1 protein-coding gene is annotated in these 1,417 nt (G+C 64.6%); it reads left to right on the plus strand.

Features of this window, described 5'->3' with window-relative positions; genetic code table 11:
* Positions 1 to 235 precede the first annotated feature (235 nt).
* Positions 236 to 1,399, plus strand: coding sequence for an IS110 family transposase (locus tag ACFYTS_RS36560; RefSeq protein ID WP_387309768.1), 1,164 nt, complete (start codon positions 236 to 238; stop codon positions 1,397 to 1,399).
* Positions 1,400 to 1,417: the final 18 nt, after the last annotated feature.

Below are 1,417 nucleotides of genomic sequence, written 5' to 3' on the forward strand. Positions count from 1 at the left end.
GCGGCTAGTAAGAAACTGGTGTCAGGATCGGATCCCGGCCAGGATCAGGTCCAGGTGCCCGGTGGGAAGCTCCCTTTATGCGGCTGCCCACCATCTGAATCGGTGTGGCTCTCTCATGGCTTGCCTCCCACCGGTCACCGTGCAGGGAGTGGCTGAAGAGGGGTCTGCCCCATGCTCGTACTAGCGGTGCCCTCCCGCACGGACACCATGGTTCACGCACACGGGAGGCACGGCGATGACCGTCATCATCGGGATGGACCCACACAAACGCTCGGCCACCATCGAAGCCATCGACCCGACCGGACGGATTCTACTCACCGGCCGATACAGCACCGACAACACCGGATACTCGGAAATGCTCACTGCTGCAAAACGATTCACCGACTGGGTATGGGCGATCGAAGGCTGCAACGGCATCGGCCGCCACCTGGCTCACCGTCTCGTTCACGACGGCGAATCCGTGATCGACGTGCCCGCGAAACTGTCGGCGCAGGTGCGGGTCTTCTCCACCGGCAACGGCCGCAAAACCGACCCGGTCGACGCCCACTCCGTCGCGCTGGCCGCGTTGCATTCCCAGAATCTGCGTCGCGTCCACGCCGATCCGGAACTGATCGCCCTGGGCATGCTCGCCGACCGCCGCGACGAACTCGGTCGCGCCCGCACCGAAACCCTCTGCCGGCTGCATCGGCTGCTGCTGGAATTGATCCCCGGCGGCGCCAAAGTGTTTCTCTCCGCCCGCCAAGCCCGTGAGTTGATCGCTGCGATCACACCCTCGGACGCGGCCGTCCGGATCCGGTTACGTCTGGTCGTCGAGCTGATCGAGGATCTGGAAACCATCGACCGCAAAACCAGGGCCGCCGACAAAGAACTGCGGCAACTGGTCATCGAACGCGGATGCACCCTGATGGATCTGCACAGGATCGGGCCGTCCTCCGCGGCAAGGCTTTTGGCTGATGTCGGTGACATTCGGCGATTCCGCGACCGGGACCGGTTCGCGTCTTGGAACGGCACCGCACCCCTGGACGCCTCCTCCGGCAACCAGCAACGCCACCGGCTCTCCCGCGCCGGCAACCGCAAGATCAACCGGGTCCTGCACATCATGGCCATCGTTCAACTACGAACCCGCACCACCGCCGGCCGCGCCTACTACGACCGCCGCAAAACCGGCGGAAAGACCTCGATGGAAGCAATCCGCGCCCTCAAACGACGACTCTCCAACGTCATCTACGCCCGGATGCTCGCCGACCACCGCCACCGCGAATGGGCAGGCCCGGGAGGGCAATCGGGAACGACTCCTGACTCCAGCGCGACCGGCTTCAACCCGCACACCGATCCTTCGGACAAGCCACATCCCGGACCCGCCCTCAAGGCTAACCCCACCTCCTCACCGACGTCTTGACATAGAGGGGAGCCATGA

The sequence above is a fragment of the Nocardia sp. NPDC004151 genome (genome assembly GCF_042874235.1).
In the GTDB taxonomy this organism is placed as follows: Bacteria; Actinomycetota; Actinomycetes; order Mycobacteriales; family Mycobacteriaceae; genus Nocardia.

What these genes read in the sequence shown, in the direction of transcription:
- ACFYTS_RS36560 (WP_387309768.1), top strand. Translation starts at nt 236, where the DNA reads ATGACCGTCATCATCGGGATGGACCCACACAAACGCTCGGCCACCATC.